This window comes from Acinetobacter sp. NIPH 2699 (assembly GCF_022549355.1).
In the GTDB taxonomy this organism is placed as follows: Bacteria; Pseudomonadota; Gammaproteobacteria; order Pseudomonadales; family Moraxellaceae; genus Acinetobacter.
Window position 1 is genome coordinate 104659 of record NZ_JAKZGL010000004.1, and the last position, 20160, is coordinate 124818.

The window sequence follows — 20160 nt, forward strand, 5'->3', positions numbered from 1 at the left end:
AGCAATATTTTCGTAAAAATATGTTTATGTTTTCAAGATATAGGGACATGTTGCAAGTGAAAATGTGAATACATAATGAAGATACCCCACATTATTCATCATTTTATTTGGGGCGCATGAGAATCATCTATTCACAGCTCCACCCTTCTGCACAAAGATAAAATAGCAACTAGATGGGTTAAATACCCGCACATTCGCCAAAAAATCACTCAATTCTAGGCAGATTGGCCCTTGCCTTTTTGATAAAAAAGCGTTGTCATTAGCGAACGTTTAAAACTGAAGCAGATCGACATGCCTGATTTAAAAACAATTCACCATTTTGATGTGATTATTGTGGGCAGTGGTGGTGCAGGTTTAAGTCTTGCACTCTCTTTACCAAGTCATTACAACATTGCCATTTTAGCAAAGGCGGCATTAACAGAAGCCAGCACGTTTTATGCTCAAGGCGGTGTTGCTGCGGTATTAGACGAGACTGATTCTATTCAACAACACATTAATGACACGATGATTGCAGGTGGCCATCTTTGTGAATTAGATGCTGTAAAACATACAGTCGAGGGCGGTAAACCTTCCGTTGATTTTCTTTTAAAGCAAGGTGTGCAATTCACTTTAGATGATGATGAACAATTACATCTGACTCGTGAAGGTGGACATTCACAGCGCCGAATCATCCATTCTGCCGATGCAACAGGTAAAGCCATTTCAACCACATTGGTTGAACGCGCACAAGAACGCGAAAATATTACGATCTTTGAAGACTATATTGCGATTGATCTTATTACACTTCACAAACTTGGTCATCAAGATCAAAGCAATCGTGCCATTGGCCTATATGCCTTAAATGAAAATACTGAACAAGTTCATACCTTCTTAGCACCTTTCACTGCGTTGGCTTGTGGCGGTGCAATGAAAGCTTATCTGTATACATCAAACCCAGATATTGCAACTGGCGATGGTATTGCCATGGCATACCGTGCAGGTTGCCGCGTTGCCAATATGGAGTTTAACCAATTTCATCCAACCTGCTTATACCACCCGAAAGCACGTTCTTTCTTAATCACCGAAGCGATGCGTGGTGAAGGTGCATATTTACGTTTGCCTGATGGTGAGCGTTTTATGTTACGTCTGGATGAGCGTGCCGAACTTGCACCTCGTGATATTGTCGCTCGTGCCATCGACTATGAAATCAAACGTTTGGGTATTCGTCATGTTTGGTTAGATATCACGCATAAATCACCAGAATTTATTACCGAACACTTCCCTACACTATATGCACGCTTATTAGAACTCGGTATTGATATCACCAAAGATATGATTCCTGTCGTTCCCGCGGCACACTATACCTGTGGTGGTGTAGTCGTTGATGAACACAGCCAAACCGATTTGGATGGCCTATATGCCATTGGCGAAACGTCATATACTGGCTTACACGGCGCAAATCGTATGGCGAGTAACTCTCTGCTTGAATGTTTCGTTTATGGTATGAGTGCAGCAGAAGATATTCAAAGCAAGTACAATGTTGGTTTTGAATTTCCAAATGTTCCAACTTGGGATGAGTCGCAAGTCACCGATGCGGATGAAGATGTTGTCATTCTACAAAACTGGGATGAACTTCGTTCTACCATGTGGAACTATGTTGGGATTGTTCGTACCACCAAACGTTTGCAACGCGCTTTACACCGTATCGAAATGTTGAAACGTGAAATTAATGAATACTACCGAGATTACCGCGTCAGTAAGAACTTGATCGAGTTGCGTAACCTCGTTTTGGTTTCTGAAATGATTGTACGTTGTGCAATGGAGCGTAAAGAATCACGTGGTTTGCATTACACACTGGATTACCCTGAACTCTCGAATGAAATTCGCAAAACAGTTTTAACACCACCAAACTTTAAAGTGGAACAGCCGTTGGTGAATGAGTAAAGCCCAACATCAAACCCTTACAATAGGATACGGGGAAACGTCATCCACAACCTGCGTGGTATTAATAATATATTGTTTCTGCGATCTAGTTATTCTACTAGGTAAGCAGTGAACAGGTTTTGTGGATGACAATGGTTTTGCCTACTTTTGACAAAACAAAAGTAGGTCGAACCGAAGGTTTATCCTGATATTGCATAGAACTCGATACGATTCCGCCGAAAATAATGTATTATTTTAATGATCAATATAAAAATAATCGCTAAGCAAACTGTTTTACATAATTTAAAGCCTCTTCAAACACAACCTCAGCATCCTGTGTTGCATCCAACCGCTTGATCCGCTCAGGCTCTGCTTGCCACAACGTCTCATAACCCGCACGAACCTTGGTAAAGAAACTCAATTTCTCTTGTTCAAAACGATCTAATGCTCCACGCTCTCTGGCACGGGTCATACCCAACTCAATTGGCGCATCCAACCAAAATGTAATATTTGGCATTTTCGCAACAAAAGTTTGATTCAGCAATTGTAACTTTTCCTGACTCAAACCACGCCCAGAACATTGATAAGCAAAACTCGCATCAGTAAAACGATCACTTAAAACAATTTTTCCAGCATCTAATGCAGGTAAAATCACTTGCTGTAAATGCTGTGCACGCGCTGCATAAATCAATAACAGCTCTGTATCGTGACTCATTTGCTCATCATGATTTACGGCCAAAAGTAATGAACGGATTTGTTCAGCCAACGGCGTGCCACCCGGCTCACGAGTCAGTACCACTTCTTTACCTTGCTGTTCAAAATACTGATGAATTTTGCGAATCAGCGTGGTTTTGCCGACACCTTCGGTACCTTCAAAGCTAATAAACATTTACTGTTGCTCCTGCCTCTTGGCACGTAAAACCACCAAATACTCTTGTACAGCTCGGTTATGATCTTGCAAATTGGTTGTGAATTTATGTCCACCCGTTCCAGTTGCAACAAAATATAGATTTTCCGCATTATCTGGATGCATTGCTGCTTCAATGGCTTTTTTACTCGGCAATGCAATCGGCGTTGGCGGTAATCCATTAATCGTATAAGTGTTATAAGCTGTTGGGGTCCGTAGGTCATTGCGCGTAATTTTCCCTACGTAGCGATCGCCCATGCCATAAATCACAGTTGGATCAGTTTGCAAGCGCATACCAATTTTTAAACGACGAACAAATACACCCGAAACTTGTTGCAACTCACTATCGACACTGGTTTCTTTTTCAATAATCGAAGCCATAATCAACGCTTCGTACTTATTTTTATACGGAAGATCGGCTGCTTTATTTGCCCACGCCTCATCCAATGCTTTCATTTGACGACGATATAAATCCGTCAAAATTTTCTTATCTGTTTCACCTTTCGCAAAAAAATAAGTATCAGGTGCAAATAGACCTTCAGGGTGAGCATAAGAAATATCTAATGCTTTTAACAATTGATCTTGCGGTAAATCTAAAATCGTTTTGGTGACATTTGGATCATTTTTTAGCTTCTGCACCAATTGCTTAAAATTGGTGCCTTCAATGACCAAAATCCGATTCATTTGCGCGTTATCCGCATTGGCCAGCATCTCTAAAACCTGACGAACACTCATACCCCGTTTCAGCTCATACACCCCAGCTTTCATACTGTCATGTATCATAAATTTCTGATAAAGCTTTAAAATGATCGGAAAACTGACCTTTTGATCTTGGGCTAAGCGATCAATAAATTTTGAATAGGTGTCACCAGATGAAATCACCAACAATTGTTTTTTACTATCTATTGGGTAAGGCTTAAATAAATTTGCCCATATCACGCCAAAGACCACCAAAGTAAAAACACAGATGAACAATACAAATGTTTTAAACGTAAATCTGGATTTCGGTTTGGCTTTTGGTTTTTTCTTACTTTTGCTTGGGTTCGGTGGCTTTGGCATATTTAATCAATCTGGCTAAGTTTTAAAGTTTCAAATAAATCAAGATAAGGTTGTTGCTCAAAAGCTCGATCATTAAATCGAACAACCGCTTTCATCGGATGCAACGCATTACAGAAAAATAAGCTTTGAATATCCTTAATCTCATCGATACCGACACAACGCTGCTCACATTCAATCTCATATTGCTGCATTCGAGATAAGATCTTTGCTCGCATGACACCGTGGACGCCATTATAACGAAGTTCTGGGGTAATCCATCGATCATTTATACGAATAAAACAATTACTGCTCACCCCTTCAACAACATAGCCTTGTACATCACTCACCAATGCTTCAAGCCAACCGCGTTGATCTGCCTCTTGTTTCAGTAAAACCTGCTCTAAACGATTCAGCGTTTTTAATCCAACCAAATGCGGCATATTTAAACCCAAAGTATGCTGTAACACCCCACTTTCAATCCACTCAGGTTGAAAAACTTGTGTTGCTCTCGGGTAATACCACACATAAAGATCGGCCACATGTAAAGGCAGACTGTAGCCACGATCACCTTCACCACGACTAATTACAATTTTTAAAGTGCCATTTAAATTTGCATATTGTTGTTTTAATGCTTTGAGCGAAGCCTCTATCTGAGACAAATCAGCATCCAAACTTAAGCTTTGGCAAGCCAATCTTAAACGTGCCAAGTGTTGTTGTTTGAGTTCAAAATGATTTTGGAAAATACGTGCTGTGGTAAAACAACCATCACCATAGTGAAATGCCCGATCGAGTAAAGGAATCGAATCAATCAATTGTCCATTTTTATAGCATTGCATGGTAGATAGTTCAGCCTAAAATTACGCTTTAAATCATACCCCGAGAGAATGCTATCCACAACTTGAACAAGCTAAAGCGATTAAAGCTGTAATGAAGTGCAAAATAAACAAGGTGCGTAATTTAACGATTCAGGAGGAATAAACCATGAAAATAAACTCCCTTTAACTCATGAAGTTAAGCAATATAACGCCCTTACTTATCAAGAATTAAGCATAACTTATCTATTTTATCTATTTCTATATTTTTCATATCAAATGCGTTTTTAATTATTTTTTTTGCAAAAAAACTCTCGCTATGCTGCCTATATATTCCACACAGTGATTTATTTTTAAGGGGTTTTTTTCATGCGTTTATCTAAACTTAAAGTCGGTATCTTTGCCGCACTCATTTCAGTCTCGTCTTTGGCAACAGCACAAGACTTTCTAAATGTCTCTTACGATCCAACTCGCGAGTTTTATACTGATTTTAACAAACAATTTGGTAACTTCTGGAAGCAGCGCACAGGACAAGACATTAACTTTAAACAATCTCATGGCGGCTCTGGCAAACAAGCTCGTTCAGTCATTGATGGTTTAAGTGCGGATGTCGTTACACTTGCATTGGCAGCAGATATTGATGAAATTGCCAAAAATGCAAAACTTCTTCCAGCAGACTGGCAGAAGAAATTACCGAACAACTCAACCCCCTACACCTCTACCATCGTATTTTTGGTTCGTAAAGACAATCCTAAGCAAATTAACGATTGGGGCGATCTAGTCAAGCCAGGTGTAGAAATTATCACACCAAACCCGAAAACATCAGGTGGCGCTCGCTGGAATTATTTAGCAGCATGGGCATGGGCAAAGCATCAACCAAGTGGTAACGATACCAAAGCACAAGCCTTTGTTGCTCAAGTGATTAAACAAACCAAAGTGCTAGATTCAGGTGCACGTGGTTCTTTAACAACTTTTGCTGAACGTGGCATTGGTGATGTGTTACTGGCTTGGGAAAATGAAGCCCACCTTGCGCTACGTGAACAACCAGGTAAGTTTGAAATCGTGATTCCATCACTGTCTATTTTGGCTGAACCACCTGTAGCAGTGGTCGACAAAAATGCAGCGAGAAATGGTACCACTCAAATCGCTCGTGGCTATCTAAACTATCTATATTCACCTGCTGGACAAGAACTTGCAGCCAAGCATTTTTACCGCCCTCGTAATGCTGATGTGTTAAAGAAATATAACCATATCTTTAAACCATTGAAGCTTGTAACTATTGATAAAGAGTTTGGTGGCTGGACCAAAGTTCAAAAACAACACTTTGACAATGGCGGTATCTTTGATCAGATCGTCAGAACAAATAGTCGATAAGCATTTCTTTTAAAAGAAATTGTAAGGAGAGCAGACATGATACATACCGTAATTGTTCCTGGTGTTGGTGGTAGCGAAGCGCAGCATTGGCAGTCTTGGTTACAACAACAACTCGTGTCTAGCTCTCGTGTTCAACAAAAATATTGGGATCGACCAGTATTAAGTGAATGGGTTGCCCAATTTGTAAAGACTGTTGCAGCCGTTCAAGGCTCAGTACAAATCATTGCGCATAGTTTTGGTTGCTTAACCAGTGTTGCAGCACTGGCCGAACATCCAGAGTTAAAAGCAAAGGTGAAGAACTTGGTCTTAGTTGCACCAGCAAACCCTGCACGCTTCGGTGAAGCTGGCTTTGCTCGTCATAGTTTGACGGACTACAAGCAATATTTTTACCAGCTCAGCATTGATGTACCCACCACTTTATTGATTAGCGAGAACGATCCTTGGTTAGGTTATGTAGACGCGCTACAACTTGCACAAGCGTGGAAACTGACACCGATCAATTTAGGTCAAGTGGGTCATATCAATGTAGCAGCAGGGTTTGGCCCTTTTCCTGAAATCCTCAATTACATGTTGCCTGAAAAGAAGATGCAGCCTGTAACTCGAATGCAACAGACAAATTTTAATTTGAAATTTGCCTAGCGCGTTAATCGCTATCACGCTCAATATTTTTGGTTTTCGCATTATTTATTTGCTTGCTTTAGCAAACATTTCTCTTTGAGGAAATATCATGTCGCAGCGTTCCCGAGTGCTGCCTGGGTTTGGTCTCTCATTAGGCTTTACCCTCGCTTACCTGTCTCTCATTGTACTTATTCCATTATCTGCTGTCTTTATCAAATCTTTTGGGATTGGATGGGAAGGATTATGGGAAATTTTAACTTCAGAACGAATTTTAAGATCTTTACAACTCAGCTTTAGTACAGCGCTGATCGCTGCGTTAGTGAATGTCATCTTTGGTTTATTGCTAGCATGGTGCTTGGTTCGTTACAGCTTTCCCGGTAAAAGAATTGTCGATGCTTTAGTTGATCTCCCTTTTGCATTACCAACGGCAGTAGCAGGTATCGCCCTGACTTCACTGTATTCAAAAAATGGTTGGATTGGACAATATCTTGAACCTTTAGGCATTCATGTCGCTTATACCCCAATTGGTATTACCCTTGCCCTGATTTTTATTGGCTTACCTTTCGTGGTTCGTACTGTTCAACCTGTACTGAGCGACATCGAAACAGAGCTTGAGGAAGCAGCTTCTGCACTTGGTGCAAACCGTTGGCAGACCATCACCAAAGTAATTTTACCGATTTTATTCCCAGCACTCCTAACAGGATTCGCCTTAGCGTTTGCCCGTGGTGTTGGTGAATATGGTTCAGTCATTTTTATTGCAGGCAATATGCCCTATAAAACTGAAATTGCACCCTTGATGATCATCTCACGTCTAGAAGAATATGATTATGCAGGTGCAACGACGATTGCTGTGGTAATGCTCCTTCTCTCATTTGTTATCTTATTTTTAATTAACTTATTACAAGCATGGGCGAGCCGTCGTACAGGGAGAGTTGCACAATGAGCTTAAATAATAATAGCAATGCTTTAGCACTCAAGTTACAAACTCGAGATGCGACCCGTGAACCGACTTGGGTACGCAATACCCTGATCATCGTTGCAATGATTTTTTTCTTGAGCTGCTTAATCCTGCCACTGATTTTAGTTTTCGTGGAAGCATTTAAACAAGGCCTGACTGTTTACATCAATGCTTTAACAGACTCAGATACCTTATCAGCAGTGAAACTTACTCTGCTTACTGCTGCGATTGCCGTACCCATTAACGTTATATTTGGTGTCTCTGCAGCATGGGCTGTTGCTAAATTTCAGTTCCGTGGTAAGGCGATCTTAACCACCATTATTGATATGCCCTTCTCTGTCTCACCTGTAATTGCAGGTTTAATGCTGGTTCTGATTTTTGGAACGCAAGGCTGGATGGGGAGTTGGTTAATTGGTAATGATATCAAAATCTTATATGCCGTCCCCGCAATTGTATTAGCAACAATTTTTATTACTGTACCCTTTGTTGCCCGTGAATTAATTCCATTGATGGAAGCGCAAGGTACAGAAGAGGAAGAAGCAGCGATTGTACTTGGTGCTTCAGGCTGGCAAACCTTTTGGCGAGTGACATTACCCAACATTAAATGGGGCCTCATCTACGGTGTGATTCTCTGTAATGCCCGAGCAATGGGTGAGTTTGGTGCAGTATCGGTTGTTTCTGGACATATTCGTGGTCAGACCAACACCTTGCCCTTACACGTCGAAATTCTCTACAACGAATATACCTTTAGTGCTGCATTTGCTGTGTCTTCGTTACTGGCATTTTTAGCGATCATTACGTTGATTTTAAAAACTTGGTTAGAAATCCGCCAAGAACAAGCCAATGAACATCAACCAAATCATTAAGGAATGAACACATGAGTATTCAAGTTAAAAATATTGAAAAACACTTTGGTGCATTCCATGCGCTCAAAAATATCTCTTTAGATTTTCCTGAGGGTGAGTTGGTTGCGTTACTTGGTCCTTCTGGCTGCGGTAAAACGACACTATTACGTATCATTGCAGGACTCGAATCTGCCAATGGTGGTCAAGTTTTACTTGAGGGTGAAGATGCCACCAATATCCATGTACGTGAGCGTCAAGTCGGTTTTGTATTTCAGCATTATGCCTTGTTTCGCCATATGACCGTATTTGACAATATTGCCTTTGGTTTAAGAGTTCGCCCACGCGCAACACGCCCATCAGAAGCAGAAATTAAAAAACGTGTGACACGCTTATTGGATTTGGTCCAACTCGGTTTCTTGGCAGACCGTTACCCTGCTCAGCTCTCTGGTGGTCAACGTCAACGTATCGCACTGGCACGTGCTTTAGCAGTTGAACCTCGCGTATTGTTACTGGATGAACCATTTGGTGCCTTGGATGCCAAAGTTCGTAAAGAATTGCGTCGTTGGTTGCGTACATTGCATGATGAATTACACATCACCTCAATTTTTGTCACCCATGACCAAGAAGAAGCTTTGGAAGTTGCTGATCAGATTATTGTCATGAACAAAGGTGATGTTGAACAAATTGGCTCTCCTCGTGAAGTCTATGAAAAGCCAGCGACACCTTTTGTTTTTGATTTCCTTGGTCAAGCAAATCGCTTTGAGGGTGAAAATACGGGCGGTATTATCCGTATCGGTGATGATCGTATCCAGTTGCCATCTATTCTTGAAGCCCCTCAAGGAAAAGTGATCGCATTCGCACGACCAAATGAATTACATATTCATGCACAACCTCAAGCCAACGCAATTGAGGCAACATTCTTACGTGAAGTGTGGATTGCTGGTAAAGTTGTGGCTGAATTACAAGATCGTAGTGGAAATACCATCGAAATTTTATTAAGTGTAGAAGAGGCGAATTTACACCAATTCAAACCAAATCAAACGGTTTGGATTAGTGTAACTCAACTTCATTTATTTGCAGATCAAACAACACAAGTTGCATAAGAACCCCTCTTGGCCTCTCTTCTAAAAGAAGGGAGGCATCGCACAGCGTTAATGACTTAACCGAATTTGTGTGAAGCCCCTTTTTTAAAGGAGGGCTTAAGGGGATTTAGAGATAAAATGCTAGAAATCACCATGCTTTTGCAAGGAAATAACCCTTATGAACTTTCAACAACTCAGAATTATTCGAGAAACTGTTCGCCAAAACTTTAATTTAACAGAAGCATCTGCGGCACTTTATACCTCCCAATCAGGTGTTAGTAAACACATTAAAGATTTAGAAGATGAATTAGGAGTACAACTTTTTGTACGTAAAGGTAAGCGTTTACTTGGTCTTACTGAACCAGGTCAATCGCTATTAAGCATTGTGGAACGCATGTTAGTTGATGCTGACAATATTAAACGTTTAGCTGATGATTTTAATAAGGTCGATGAAGGCACACTCACCATTGCAACAACGCATACCCAAGCGCGTTATGTACTTCCGCCAATTGTGAATCAATTTAAAAAACAATTTCCAAAAGTTCATTTAGTTTTACAACAAGCAAGCCCAGTTGAAATTGCAGAAATGTTACTTCATGGTGAAGCTGATATTGGTATTGCAACTGAGTCTTTAACCACCGAAGATAACTTGGCTAGCGTTCCTTATTATGAGTGGTACCACAGCATTATTACGCCTAAGGATCATCCTTTAACAAAGCTGGATAAAATCAATCTAGACGTTTTAGCTGAATATCCATTGATCACGTATCACGGCGGATTCACAGGCCGTTCAAAAATAGATAAAGCATTTGATGATGCTCATTTACATGCTGATATCGTGATGTCTGCGCTGGATGCCGATGTAATCAAAACCTATGTTGAAATGAATATGGGTGTGGGAATTGTCAATGATGTCGCTTATGACACTGAACGAGACTATCGCTTACAACAAATTAAAACCGATATCTTTGGTGTCAATACCACTTGGATCGCAGTGCGTAAGGGCCATTTACTGCGTGGTTATGGCTATGAGTTTATTTCACTATGCTCACCTAAAACAGACATCAAAGCATTAAAGAAAGTCGCCTACCCTGAAGAATAATCATAAAGACTCACACTGTTGAGTCTCTTCTTTTCAAAATAAGAATATAAAAAAACGGGCATGAAGCCCGTTTTTTAGTTCGTGGTATAGATTAGAACTTGAAGTTCACACCCACTTTCGCCACTGGCATCCACTCATAACGATCTTTATTGGCAATTTTAGCCTCTTCCGCACTTACAGCCTGTTCTAAAGTTTGGCTTCCTTCAGTAACAGCTGTACCCGCAGAAGTTAATTGAACTTTTGGATTACCAGTATAGTAAGCACCTACCTCACCAAATACTCCAAAGTTTCTGTATACAGGAGCATTTAAACCAAAACCTAAATATGGAGCAATGTCATTTTGATAGTCCATTTTACCATCAATTTTCACACCATTCGCACCAGCCAAGAAATCTTGATTGTTTACACGGAATGAACGAGTTGCGCCAACATCACGAGTCAATTTATAGTCATTATCTAGATAAGCAACACCTGCTGCGACATAAAGAGCACGAGCAAATGCATTCTGATTTGCGCCCCATGGATAAATCTCAGCATTTAAATAAGTGTTATTGTTATCCATGTCGATATCATATTTGGAACCGTTGACTTTAATGTCATCAGACCAAGAAATATCACCGCCGTTATAACCTAAAGTCACACCAACATATGGATTAACACGGTAAGAAATCGCACCACCGTAACCAGTAGTACCGACTTCAGCACGAACTGAAACTGGATTTAGGAACGAAGGGAATGCATAAACTGATTCTTTAACAATTTGCTCATCTGCAACTGCAGTACCTGCAATTGCTGTCAACACACCAGCTGCTAACATAACACGCAAAGTTTTCATTGAAGTCTCCTTAAAAATACTCTTATTAAATATAATTGTTTCTGTGATTGAATCATAAAGGATTGATCGCTAGCTTTTTATACAAAAACTGATTACTTTTTGTTATGTTTTGATACAAATATTGAGGAGTTATGTATTTTAAAATTATGAATAGAAAACAAACAGCTCCGCTCATGTTTCATTATTATGACTAAGTTTTCGCCCAATTTATTGTAACAACTTTTTTCAAAGATTCTTCATTCAAACTAGTGTAAAATCAACAAAATTTTTTTGGAAGAAGGAAGATCATGTCTCAGCTTTCTACAATCATTGAGCAAGCATTTGAAGACCGTGCCAACTATAGCGCAGCGGACTGCCCAACTGAAATTCGTCAAGCTGTTGAAGAAGCATTGACTGGATTAGATAACGGTACACTTCGTGTTGCTGAAAAAATCGATGGTGAGTGGGTTGTACACCAATGGCTTAAAAAAGCTGTATTACTTTCATTTAAACTCAATGACAACAAGCCTATTGAAGCTTGTGATCTTCGTTTCTATGACAAAGTAGATACTAAGTACTCAGGTTGGACTGAAGAGCAATTTAAAGCAGCGGGTGTACGTGTTGTCCCTCCTGCTGTTGCTCGTCGTGGTAGCTTCCAAGCGAAAAATGTCGTGTTGATGCCGTCTTATGTCAACATTGGTGCTTATGTTGACGAAGGTACCATGGTCGATACATGGGCAACTGTAGGCTCATGTGCGCAAATCGGTAAAAATGTTCACTTGTCTGGTGGCGTTGGTATCGGTGGTGTTTTAGAGCCATTACAAGCAAACCCAACCATCATTGAAGACAATTGCTTTATCGGTGCACGTTCAGAAATCGTTGAAGGTGTAATTGTTGAAGAAGGCTCTGTGATTTCAATGGGCGTTTTCATCGGTCAATCAACTAAAATCTTTGATCGTGAAACAGGCGAAGTGCATTATGGTCGTGTACCAGCAGGTTCTGTGGTTGTTGCGGGTAGCCTTCCATCAAAATGCGGTACTTACAGCTTATATGCTGCAATCATCGTGAAAAAAGTTGATGCGAAAACGCGTGCGAAAACCAGTTTGAATGATTTATTACGAGCAGACTAAGCTTTACTTTCTTGCGGAACTTTAAACGTTCCTCGTCTCTACAATCAGTCATGGTTGTAGAGATTTTGTTCTTTTATATGGTGTGGTTCTGAATATATGGCGTCCTTACGTTCTTCTGCAATTCCTGTCTCTGATCCTGCGGCTGGTTTACGCATTACCGAGATTTTTTATTCTTTGCAAGGCGAAGCGAATACTTTTGGTTTACCCACTGTTTTTATTCGTTTAACAGGCTGCCCATTACGTTGCAGTTATTGTGATACCACCTATTCTTTTGAAGGTGGTGAACGCTTATCACTTGAACATATTATCGAAACGGCTAGCCAATATAAAACACCTTATATTTGTGTGACTGGTGGTGAACCGCTAGCGCAACCGAATTGTCTGATTCTATTACAACGCCTTTGTGATCTGGGCTTTCAAGTCTCACTCGAAACCAGTGGTGCTTTAGATGTTGCTAAAGTTGATCCACGTGTTTCTAAAGTCCTTGATTTAAAGACACCGACATCCAATGAAGATCATCGTAACTTATTCAGCAATCTTGATTATTTAACTCAGCATGATCAAATTAAATTTGTGATCTGTAATCGTGCTGATTACGAATGGTCGAAACAACAACTTGAACAGTTCCAACTGCAAACGAAAGTAAGTACAGTTTGGTTCTCTCCAGCTTTTGCTGTCGAAAAAGGTGCTGCCACCTTACCTGCCTTTGCTCGTAATTTGGCGCAATGGATTTTAGATGACCACCTCCCAGTTCGCTTCCAACTACAGTTACATAAACTGTTATGGAATGATGAATCAGGTCGTTAAAATCTGTCTTTAGTCATACTTCTCGCCCTTTAAAAATGAGAAGCGTCATAAATTTATCTTTAGGTTGAATCATGGAAAATAATATGCGTTCACGTGCCATCGTATTATTATCTGGCGGCTTAGACTCAACAACGTGTCTTGCTTGGGCACAAGCTCGCTATGAATGTGTTGCTTTAAGTTTTATGTATGGGCAACGCTCTACCACAGAACTTGATGCAGCTAAAACACTTGCTCAAAGCGCTGGTGTAGAACATCGTGTGATCAATATTGATTTAGGTAATCTAGGCGGGTCTGCACTTACAGATCACAACATTGATATACCAGAACAATTACAAGAAGGTATTCCTGTAACTTATGTTCCAGCACGTAACACCATTTTCTTATCGTATGCCCTCGCAGCAGCTGAAGTTTTTGATGCTGAAGCCATCGTGATTGGGGTCAATGCTGTTGATTATTCAGGATATCCTGACTGTCGCCCAGAATTCATTGACGCTTTTGCCAATCTTGCTCGTCTTGCAACGAAAGCTGGCGTTGAAGGAAAACCCCTTAAGATTGAAACACCTTTGTTACATTTATCCAAAGCGAATATTATACGCTTAGGTATCGAACATGGCGTAGACTACAGTCAAACGGTATCCTGCTATCAAGCAGATGCTCAAGGACGCGCGTGTGGCAAATGCGACAGTTGCCGTTTACGTCATCAAGGTTTTATCGAGGCAGGTATTGCGGATCCTACGCGTTATACCGAACAGACGATATAGGCTAATAATTAGGTACATATATGAAGTTTTTAAAATCAAATCTTATTCTTTCTACCATGATGTCTGCTGCTGCTTTATTGGCGACAGCGACACATGCAAATACAAACCCACTTGAAGCTGCATATAAAAGTACCAATGTTAAAGCAGGATTGGTCAATGTATGTAAAGATCAAACTGCAAAAGGTGGCAAACTTACAGCGGCAGAAGTCAGTAAGTTCTGTGGCTGTCAGATTGATGCCCAAGGTAAAGTGACCGAATCGCAAAAATGGGAAATTCAAAGTGCAATCAATGCCAAGAAAAGCCCAAGTTCTTTAGCTTTCGTACAACAGCAAAATAAAGAATTACAAAACTGCTTAGGCGCACCGCTTGTCAGCAAGTTAGAAAAGCTGACTGAAGAAGCAATGAAAGCTGCTCAACAACAAGCACCGAAAAAATAAGCGTTTGTTGTTCGAAAAAAGCCTGCATTTTATGCAGGCTTTTTTATAGGTCTGTTAACATCTTCTTTGTCTTCAAATAAGTTGAACTACACTATGCAGGATCAGTGGAAAACCAATGCCTATAACAGCCAATGCATTGTCTCATTTAGTGGAGGTAAAGATAGCTCGCTTGCTTTGTATCATGCCATGCAAAAAGGTCAGGTCATTGGACTAATTGTGATGCTGGAAGAACAAGGTCAGCGCTCTCGCTCACATGCCATGCCACTTGATATTATTCAAGCACAAGCAGATGCAATTGGTTTACCTATATTCATGGCTTCATCGAGCTGGACCGACTATGAGAGCAAATTCATCGAACTCCTCAATCAAGCCAAACAACAAGGTGCTGAAGTACTGATTACAGGCGATTTAGATATGCCCCAACATGGTTGCTGGCATGATCGTGTTACCCAGCAAGTCGGCCTTAAATTAGGGATGCCACTGTGGCTACGCCCACATAAAGAAGTAGTTGAAGAGTTTATCAAGCTTGGCTTTCACAGTGTCATCGTGACGGTAAATCTAAATCTGGGTATGCAAGTTGAGGACTTGGGTAAAATCTTAACCCTCGAATACATCCAAGAATTAGAGCATCGCGGTATTGATCCTTGTGGTGAAGGCGGTGAGTTCCACACCACCGTTATTGATGGGCCAATTTTTAACAAAGCTATTCCTGTACGTCAGGGAAATATTGTTTATCATGAGGAATATGCTTTTCTAGCACTTGAACTAGACTCAATTTAGCTTTATTGAAGGATAAAAAATGTCTGAGAATATCCAATTACCGAATCAAACTTTTCCAACAACGCAAGGTGAAATTAATTTAGCTGAACTCAAAAACGGATGGTTGGTCTTATATTTCTATCCAAAAGATTCAACACCAGGCTGTACCACTCAAGCTGTCGGTTTCTCTTGCCTAAAAGACCAGTTTGATGCGTTGAACTGTCAAATTATCGGGGTATCTCGCGACTCAGTCAAAGCTCATCAGAACTTTACTGAAAAACAAGCACTAACCATTGATTTAATTAGTGATAAAGAAGAAGTGCTGTGTAAACACTTTGATGTGATTAAAGAAAAGAACATGTATGGCAAACAAGTCATGGGGATCGAACGTTCAACCTTCATCTTCCATAATCAGCAACTGATTAAAAGCTACCACAAAGTCAAAGCTGCTGGACATGCGGAACAAGTACTTGAAGATTTAAAAGCACTTCAGGCCTCAGAATAATATTGAACGATAATCGAGCGGGTTTCATCCCGCTTTTTTATTAGGACAACCATATTCAATGTCATGATCATGACGTATCATAAAAAGATCATAATAATTAAAGTAAAGGCCCTAACATGAATGACCTTAAGCTCTTTATTCAAATACCATTTTTGATTTCAATTACAGCATGTAGCAGCGCGAGCACCCCGAATATTTCCCAAGAACCTAAACAATCGGTCATACAAATCCAAAAAGCCAGTGCAAAAATTACATGCCAAGATTTACAAAATCCAGCTTATCAACAAGCAATAGTGACTGCGATTAATGAGATTCGAAGACAACCCCGCCAGTGTGGTCAACGACATTTTCCTACCGCCCCACCATTAATATGGAATAATCAGTTATATCAAAGTGCATTTGCTCACACCAAAGATATGACCGAGCATAACTTTTTAGGGCATGTCAGCAGCACTGGACTTGATCTAAAAGCAAGGTTAAAACTTTATCAATTTAAAGGACGTGGTGGTGGCGAAAATGTTGCTCACGGCCAGAAAGACCTAAATGAAGTGATCGCTTCATGGTTAACCAGCCCAGTACACTGTAGCAATATCATGCAGCCTAAATTTACGGATTACGCAATCGCTTGCGCTCCTGACCAATCCGCTCAACAAAGAAATTACTGGACACAACAATTTGGTGTTCGCTAATAAAAGGACTCATCATGCAAACTGGTTCAATCACCCCTATTCTTCGTATTTTTGATATTGATGTGGCCCAATCTTTTTATATGGATTATTTGGGTTTTCAAATCGATTGGCAGCACACCTTCGGAGATAACTTTCCTCTTTATTTACAGATATCTAAAGGTGATTGCATCATTCACTTATCTGAACATTTTGGCGATGCCAGCCCACATAGTGCCATCCGTATTTACTGGGAAAATATAAGTTTACTGCATGCTGAACTAGATGCTCAAAACTATAAATTTGCCAAACCACAAATTGAAAAAACGGATTGGGAAACACTTGAACTGACCATCACAGACCCATTTTCCAATCGGCTCGTTTTTTGGGAAGATGCTTAAGGTCTGTGAAAGATCAAAACATCCATATCATTTCAATTCGATAGAATGTGATAATGAAACACTTTGCTTATAATTTTCCAAACACCATTGTCATGTACAAAAGTTAAGGCATCATAAAAATATTTAGGTTCAATCGCACATTCAACATGCACAATTGCCGTTTTTTCACTAATGATATTGATCGAGATGATCTTATCCTGCCTTAACTGTTTTCTTGAAGCAGGTGAAATTCGCTGTTCGACGATTGGAAAATATTCATTCATCGTCAGTTTAAGTAAGGGCTGATCCGTAACACAAATATATACCGCATCTGGGTGAAAGACTTGCCTGAGTAAGCTTACATCGCTTGTATATAATCCATCAAAATAGCGTTGTAACTGCAATTGTATTGTCGCGATGTCCGCTTGGCATGGTTTACTTTGCTTAGACATTCATTTCTCCTCTCATCTATCTGCTACGCTGTCTCAACTGCTGAACGGACTCACCTGCCACGCCCCAATTCTCTGTGGCAACTTCATCGATCACCACAAAAGTCGTTGCAGGCTCTTTATTAAGCACCTTTACGACTAAATCAGTCGCACCGCGAATTAACTGCTGTTTCTGTTCTATAGTCACACCTTCGTCTGTGACCTGAATCAAAATATAAGGCATCATCACTTCCTCATCAAAAATATATACGGTTGAGGAATGCATAGATTCACCAACTGATGCTTATCGTATTCTTTACATCAGTGTGATTAAATAGCATACAAATCAAATCATTTTTTACATGGTGTAATGAATGACACAGCAACTCAAAAGAGTGATGTTAAGTAGCGTTGAGTTATTTTGTTTAGTGGCAGAACGAAAAAGTTTTAGTCAGGCAGCAATGGTTGCTGGCCTAACACCTGCTGCTGTCAGTCGATCCATCGCTCGACTTGAACAACGCTTAAACACGCAACTCTTTATCCGTAGCACTCGCCAAGTTCGTCTGACCGACAGTGGTGAGGTTTATTTTCAGCAATGTAGACAGGCTTTAAACCAAATTATTGATGCAGAGCAGCTATTAAAAAATCAGCACCAACAACTCAGCGGTAAAATTCGTATCAGTGTGCCTACTCCGTATGGACATTATCGAATATTGCCATTACTGCCTTTGTTTATGCAGCGTTATCCAGAGATTCAAATTGATATTCAACTGACCAATACAAATATCGACTTTATTAACCACGGATTTGATTTGGCGATTCGTGGGCGGCATCTCAAAGATTCAAATTTGATTGCTCGGACATTAGAACAAGCCGAGCTGGTTGTGGTTGCTTCACCCGAATATCTCGAATCTAAAATCCCCCCAAACACGATCCAAGCGCTTGATCAGCACGAATGTATTCAATTTATATTGCCGAGTACGGGTAAAAATGTGCCTTGGCTGTTTAAAGTTGATGATCGCATCATTGAATATGCCACGACTGGAAAAATACAATGTCTAGATGATATTTTGGGTACAGTGACACTGGCAAAACAGGGTGCGGGATTACTACAAACCTATCGTTTCATTGTTGAGCAAGAACTTCAGAATGGACAATTGGTTGAATTGCTCAGCCCATTTGCAGGAACAGCACGTCCATTTTCTTTACTCTATCCATCGCAAAAATATGCCTCTACCCACATCCGCACTTTTATTGATTTTTTGATGGCACATCTTAAAACAGATGCATCATGAATTTTTTATTCATCCAAATCTACGATATCTAAATTACTGCGATCGCCTGTTAAAAACTTCTGTTGCAAAGTCTTATAGGTCGATGTCTGTTGGAACTGTTCTAAAAATTGGATCGTTCCTTTTGGGAAAGCTTGGGTCTTGATCTCACCTCGATAATAATCCTCACGCATTGGCGTTGCAGACATTGAGGCTTTTAGGCTTTCTAACTCAACCATGCTCCATTCTGGGAATAATTTTAGATAATAAGAGGATTCATCTTTAAAATGACCGATTAAACCAACTTTTGAATTTGGTTGAATCACTTGATTCACCAACTCCTTGACTTGTTTAACCCACTTTTCATCATTATAAACATCAATGACATGTACAAAATGAATGCGTTGCTTATCTTCATCAACAAAATTTGACAATATCATGGCTTCCCTTTCATGAGCGAGAAAAGGATTCTTAATATTTCGTTCTGCTTGAGCCGAACCAAGTGCTAAAACAACATGGTGACTTTGTTGCAACGCAATCTCAATGGTCAACATATGTGCCAAATGAAACGGCTGGAAGCGTCCAATAAAAACAAGATAGTCAAATTTGTACATAAATAGAAATTCACTTTTTATGAACTCATCAGTTACACCAAATTGCAGTAAGATGCGACATAATGAACACTTAAAAATTAACAAGATGGTTTAAAGCAAGGATAGTACGATGACACTTAGCTGTATTCAACAACCTCATCCACATTTGCAAGCAAATTTAGAAGATGGCGTACTCACCTTAGCCATTAACCGCTCAGAAGCTAAAAATGCGCTTTATGGTGAACTTTATCTTTGGATTGCACAAGCATTTGACGAAGCAGATACTGATAAAAATGTTCGTGTTGTGATTTTCCGTGGTGCAGAAAATGATTTCTCTGCGGGTAATGACATGAAAGACTTCATGGGCTTTATGCAAAAACCACTTGAAGCTCCTGCTGGTGAAGGCCCTCCATTTGTATTATTAAAAGCCGCAGCACGTTTTTCTAAGCCACTGATTATCGCAGTAAAAGGTGTGGCAATCGGTATTGGTGTAACGATTTTACTCCATGCTGACCTCGTATATGCAGACAAGACTGCATTATTCCAAATTCCTTTTGTGAGCCTTGGTCTTTCACCAGAAGGTGCGGCAAGTCGTTTATTAGTACAACAAGCAGGCTACCATAAGGCAGCAGAATTATTATTCACAGCGAAAAAGTTTGATGCAGCAACTGCACAACAAGCCAATCTCATCAATGATGTAGTTGACGATGTCTATGCAACAGCGCAACAAACAGCGCAACAGCTCGCTGCTCTACCATTGGCTTCACTCAAGCAAAGTAAAGCATTGATGAAAAAGGATTTAGCTGAAATCATTAGCTGTATTGATGAAGAAGCTGAAATCTTTATGCAGCGCGTACGCTCACCTGAAATGATGGAAGCAGTACAAGCATTTATGCAAAAACGTAAACCTGATTTTTCACAGTTCAACTAAATTGACGCTAAAATCGCTGCATAAGACCACTTAGTTCATAG

At 40.2% G+C, this 20160-nt stretch carries 24 protein-coding genes; 17 read left to right on the forward strand and 7 right to left on the reverse strand.

What is annotated here, in order from left to right; translation table 11 throughout:
- Window positions 1-285: 285 nt before the first annotated feature.
- Window positions 286-1923, forward strand: a complete 1638-nt coding sequence (gene nadB / locus MMP72_RS05610; protein ID WP_241315633.1) for an L-aspartate oxidase — start codon at window positions 286-288, stop codon at window positions 1921-1923.
- 259 nt (window positions 1924-2182) lie between these two features.
- Here the strand turns inward: nadB and tmk are convergent, their stop codons facing one another.
- Genes tmk through pabC form a run of 3 tightly spaced genes read right to left on the reverse strand, consistent with a single transcriptional unit; the run spans window position 2183 to window position 4683 of the window.
- A complete protein-coding gene (gene tmk, locus MMP72_RS05615) occupies window positions 2183-2791 on the reverse strand; it encodes a dTMP kinase (protein WP_241315346.1) in 609 nt (202 codons plus the stop codon).
- Window positions 2792-3868 (reverse strand): endolytic transglycosylase MltG, encoded by a 1077-nt coding sequence (gene mltG, locus MMP72_RS05620; protein ID WP_241315347.1) that lies wholly within the window; start codon window positions 3866-3868, stop codon window positions 2792-2794.
- Window positions 3869-3870: 2 nt separating this feature from the next.
- Entirely contained in the window at window positions 3871-4683 is an 813-nt protein-coding gene (gene pabC / locus MMP72_RS05625; protein ID WP_241315349.1) for an aminodeoxychorismate lyase, read from the reverse strand.
- Window positions 4684-5028: 345 nt separating this feature from the next.
- Between pabC and MMP72_RS05630 the strand changes: the two genes are divergently transcribed.
- From MMP72_RS05630 to MMP72_RS05655, 6 genes are all read left to right on the forward strand, one after another.
- Window positions 5029-6033: a sulfate ABC transporter substrate-binding protein gene (locus MMP72_RS05630; protein ID WP_241315351.1), complete on the forward strand. Its 1005-nt coding sequence runs from the start codon at window positions 5029-5031 to the stop codon at window positions 6031-6033.
- 36 nt (window positions 6034-6069) lie between these two features.
- Complete coding sequence (locus MMP72_RS05635) at window positions 6070-6672, forward strand: alpha/beta hydrolase (RefSeq protein ID WP_241315353.1); 603 nt, start codon at window positions 6070-6072, stop codon at window positions 6670-6672.
- Window positions 6673-6760: 88 nt separating this feature from the next.
- Complete coding sequence (gene cysT / locus MMP72_RS05640; RefSeq protein ID WP_241315355.1) at window positions 6761-7594, forward strand: sulfate ABC transporter permease subunit CysT; 834 nt, start codon at window positions 6761-6763, stop codon at window positions 7592-7594.
- The gene (cysW, locus tag MMP72_RS05645; RefSeq protein WP_241315357.1) at window positions 7591-8475 is read left to right on the forward strand and encodes a sulfate ABC transporter permease subunit CysW; all 885 of its coding nucleotides are present in this window, start codon (window positions 7591-7593) and stop codon (window positions 8473-8475) included. The genes cysT and cysW overlap by 4 nt, the downstream gene beginning before the upstream one ends.
- 11 nt (window positions 8476-8486) lie before the next feature.
- Window positions 8487-9557, forward strand: a complete 1071-nt coding sequence (locus MMP72_RS05650) for a TOBE-like domain-containing protein (RefSeq protein ID WP_241315359.1) — start codon at window positions 8487-8489, stop codon at window positions 9555-9557.
- Between the two features lie 157 nt (window positions 9558-9714).
- A complete protein-coding gene (locus MMP72_RS05655) occupies window positions 9715-10638 on the forward strand; it encodes a CysB family HTH-type transcriptional regulator (protein WP_241315361.1) in 924 nt (307 codons plus the stop codon).
- 91 nt (window positions 10639-10729) lie between these two features.
- On the opposite strand, the gene carO is transcribed toward MMP72_RS05655, so the two are convergent.
- On the reverse strand, window positions 10730-11473 hold the full coding sequence (gene carO / locus MMP72_RS05660; protein ID WP_241315363.1) for an ornithine uptake porin CarO: 744 nt from the start codon (window positions 11471-11473) through the stop codon (window positions 10730-10732).
- Window positions 11474-11760: 287 nt separating this feature from the next.
- Between carO and dapD the strand changes: the two genes are divergently transcribed.
- The 8 genes from dapD (at window position 11761) to MMP72_RS05700 (ending at window position 16917) form a co-directional block, all read left to right on the forward strand.
- The gene (gene dapD / locus MMP72_RS05665; RefSeq protein WP_200045218.1) at window positions 11761-12582 is read left to right on the forward strand and encodes a 2,3,4,5-tetrahydropyridine-2,6-dicarboxylate N-succinyltransferase; all 822 of its coding nucleotides are present in this window, start codon (window positions 11761-11763) and stop codon (window positions 12580-12582) included.
- 96 nt (window positions 12583-12678) lie between these two features.
- The gene (queE, locus tag MMP72_RS05670; protein WP_241315365.1) at window positions 12679-13389 is read left to right on the forward strand and encodes a 7-carboxy-7-deazaguanine synthase QueE; all 711 of its coding nucleotides are present in this window, start codon (window positions 12679-12681) and stop codon (window positions 13387-13389) included.
- Window positions 13390-13472: 83 nt separating this feature from the next.
- Complete coding sequence (gene queC, locus MMP72_RS05675; RefSeq protein WP_241315635.1) at window positions 13473-14150, forward strand: 7-cyano-7-deazaguanine synthase QueC; 678 nt, start codon at window positions 13473-13475, stop codon at window positions 14148-14150.
- Between the two features lie 20 nt (window positions 14151-14170).
- Window positions 14171-14587: a hypothetical protein gene (locus MMP72_RS05680; protein ID WP_241315367.1), complete on the forward strand. Its 417-nt coding sequence runs from the start codon at window positions 14171-14173 to the stop codon at window positions 14585-14587.
- A 93-nt stretch (window positions 14588-14680) separates the two neighbouring features.
- Window positions 14681-15367, forward strand: coding sequence for a diphthine--ammonia ligase (locus tag MMP72_RS05685; protein WP_241315369.1), 687 nt, complete (start codon window positions 14681-14683; stop codon window positions 15365-15367).
- A 19-nt stretch (window positions 15368-15386) separates the two neighbouring features.
- Complete coding sequence (locus MMP72_RS05690) at window positions 15387-15851, forward strand: peroxiredoxin (protein ID WP_241315371.1); 465 nt, start codon at window positions 15387-15389, stop codon at window positions 15849-15851.
- 116 nt (window positions 15852-15967) lie between these two features.
- Window positions 15968-16540 (forward strand): CAP domain-containing protein, encoded by a 573-nt coding sequence (locus MMP72_RS05695; RefSeq protein ID WP_241315373.1) that lies wholly within the window; start codon window positions 15968-15970, stop codon window positions 16538-16540.
- A gap of 14 nt (window positions 16541-16554) precedes the next feature.
- Window positions 16555-16917 (forward strand): glyoxalase superfamily protein, encoded by a 363-nt coding sequence (locus MMP72_RS05700; RefSeq protein WP_241315375.1) that lies wholly within the window; start codon window positions 16555-16557, stop codon window positions 16915-16917.
- A gap of 32 nt (window positions 16918-16949) precedes the next feature.
- On the opposite strand, the gene MMP72_RS05705 is transcribed toward MMP72_RS05700, so the two are convergent.
- Complete coding sequence (locus MMP72_RS05705; RefSeq protein WP_241315377.1) at window positions 16950-17348, reverse strand: nuclear transport factor 2 family protein; 399 nt, start codon at window positions 17346-17348, stop codon at window positions 16950-16952.
- Between the two features lie 16 nt (window positions 17349-17364).
- Complete coding sequence (locus tag MMP72_RS05710) at window positions 17365-17568, reverse strand: 4-oxalocrotonate tautomerase family protein (protein WP_241315638.1); 204 nt, start codon at window positions 17566-17568, stop codon at window positions 17365-17367.
- 130 nt (window positions 17569-17698) lie between these two features.
- Here MMP72_RS05710 and MMP72_RS05715 point away from each other — a divergent pair, with 130 nt between their 5' ends.
- Complete coding sequence (locus MMP72_RS05715) at window positions 17699-18619, forward strand: LysR family transcriptional regulator (protein WP_241315379.1); 921 nt, start codon at window positions 17699-17701, stop codon at window positions 18617-18619.
- Window positions 18620-18624: 5 nt separating this feature from the next.
- On the opposite strand, the gene MMP72_RS05720 is transcribed toward MMP72_RS05715, so the two are convergent.
- On the reverse strand, window positions 18625-19209 hold the full coding sequence (locus MMP72_RS05720) for a nicotinate-nicotinamide nucleotide adenylyltransferase (protein WP_241315381.1): 585 nt from the start codon (window positions 19207-19209) through the stop codon (window positions 18625-18627).
- A 109-nt stretch (window positions 19210-19318) separates the two neighbouring features.
- On the opposite strand from MMP72_RS05720, the gene MMP72_RS05725 reads away from it, so the two are divergent.
- On the forward strand, window positions 19319-20119 hold the full coding sequence (locus MMP72_RS05725; protein ID WP_241315383.1) for an enoyl-CoA hydratase-related protein: 801 nt from the start codon (window positions 19319-19321) through the stop codon (window positions 20117-20119).
- Window positions 20120-20160 lie beyond the last annotated feature (41 nt).

Bases quoted from the DNA above. Each gene is read 5' to 3' on its own strand.
- queE (WP_241315365.1), top strand. From the start codon at position 12,679: ATGGCGTCCTTACGTTCTTCTGCAATTCCTGTCTCTGATCCTGCGGCT.
- cysW (WP_241315357.1), top strand. From the start codon at position 7,591: ATGAGCTTAAATAATAATAGCAATGCTTTAGCACTCAAGTTACAAACT.
- mltG (WP_241315347.1), bottom strand. From the start codon at position 3,868: ATGCCAAAGCCACCGAACCCAAGCAAAAGTAAGAAAAAACCAAAAGCC.
- queC (WP_241315635.1), top strand. From the start codon at position 13,473: ATGCGTTCACGTGCCATCGTATTATTATCTGGCGGCTTAGACTCAACA.
- carO (WP_241315363.1), bottom strand. From the start codon at position 11,473: ATGAAAACTTTGCGTGTTATGTTAGCAGCTGGTGTGTTGACAGCAATT.
- MMP72_RS05700 (WP_241315375.1), top strand. From the start codon at position 16,555: ATGCAAACTGGTTCAATCACCCCTATTCTTCGTATTTTTGATATTGAT.
- MMP72_RS05705 (WP_241315377.1), bottom strand. From the start codon at position 17,348: ATGTCTAAGCAAAGTAAACCATGCCAAGCGGACATCGCGACAATACAA.
- MMP72_RS05720 (WP_241315381.1), bottom strand. From the start codon at position 19,209: ATGTACAAATTTGACTATCTTGTTTTTATTGGACGCTTCCAGCCGTTT.
- tmk (WP_241315346.1), bottom strand. From the start codon at position 2,791: ATGTTTATTAGCTTTGAAGGTACCGAAGGTGTCGGCAAAACCACGCTG.
- MMP72_RS05725 (WP_241315383.1), top strand. From the start codon at position 19,319: ATGACACTTAGCTGTATTCAACAACCTCATCCACATTTGCAAGCAAAT.
- cysT (WP_241315355.1), top strand. From the start codon at position 6,761: ATGTCGCAGCGTTCCCGAGTGCTGCCTGGGTTTGGTCTCTCATTAGGC.
- MMP72_RS05690 (WP_241315371.1), top strand. From the start codon at position 15,387: ATGTCTGAGAATATCCAATTACCGAATCAAACTTTTCCAACAACGCAA.
- MMP72_RS05695 (WP_241315373.1), top strand. From the start codon at position 15,968: ATGAATGACCTTAAGCTCTTTATTCAAATACCATTTTTGATTTCAATT.
- MMP72_RS05630 (WP_241315351.1), top strand. From the start codon at position 5,029: ATGCGTTTATCTAAACTTAAAGTCGGTATCTTTGCCGCACTCATTTCA.
- dapD (WP_200045218.1), top strand. From the start codon at position 11,761: ATGTCTCAGCTTTCTACAATCATTGAGCAAGCATTTGAAGACCGTGCC.
- MMP72_RS05650 (WP_241315359.1), top strand. From the start codon at position 8,487: ATGAGTATTCAAGTTAAAAATATTGAAAAACACTTTGGTGCATTCCAT.
- MMP72_RS05655 (WP_241315361.1), top strand. From the start codon at position 9,715: ATGAACTTTCAACAACTCAGAATTATTCGAGAAACTGTTCGCCAAAAC.
- MMP72_RS05685 (WP_241315369.1), top strand. From the start codon at position 14,681: ATGCAGGATCAGTGGAAAACCAATGCCTATAACAGCCAATGCATTGTC.
- MMP72_RS05710 (WP_241315638.1), bottom strand. From the start codon at position 17,568: ATGCCTTATATTTTGATTCAGGTCACAGACGAAGGTGTGACTATAGAA.
- pabC (WP_241315349.1), bottom strand. From the start codon at position 4,683: ATGCAATGCTATAAAAATGGACAATTGATTGATTCGATTCCTTTACTC.
- MMP72_RS05635 (WP_241315353.1), top strand. From the start codon at position 6,070: ATGATACATACCGTAATTGTTCCTGGTGTTGGTGGTAGCGAAGCGCAG.
- MMP72_RS05715 (WP_241315379.1), top strand. From the start codon at position 17,699: ATGACACAGCAACTCAAAAGAGTGATGTTAAGTAGCGTTGAGTTATTT.
- MMP72_RS05680 (WP_241315367.1), top strand. From the start codon at position 14,171: ATGAAGTTTTTAAAATCAAATCTTATTCTTTCTACCATGATGTCTGCT.